Consider the following 265-nt stretch of genomic DNA (forward strand, 5'->3'; position numbering starts at 1 on the left):
GGGCTCGCCGCTCAACAGCAGCAGCTTCGCGTCACTGTTGGCGTCGATGACGACATCGCTGCCGGCCTGGTCGAGCAGCACCATCTGCGCCTCGCGGGCGATCGCCTCGCCATTGATCTGCACGGTGCCGCGCAGCACGATCAGCGCGGTGTTCCAGCCGTCGCGGGCGGGCAGCACGAGACTGCCGTTGGCGTTGAGGCTGATGTCCCACACCTGCATCGGCGAGAAGGTGCGCGCCGGCCCGGTTTGGCCGTCGTATTCACCA

General features: G+C 67.9%; 1 protein-coding gene. It reads right to left on the reverse strand.

What is annotated here, in order from left to right; genetic code table 11:
- A partial coding sequence (locus ABWL39_RS20955; protein WP_367796174.1) for a pirin-like C-terminal cupin domain-containing protein occupies positions 1–265 on the reverse strand: 265 nt, incomplete at both ends.

The sequence above is a fragment of the Chitinivorax sp. PXF-14 genome, from assembly GCF_040812015.1.
Lineage (GTDB): Bacteria > Pseudomonadota > Gammaproteobacteria > Burkholderiales > SCOH01 > JBFNXJ01.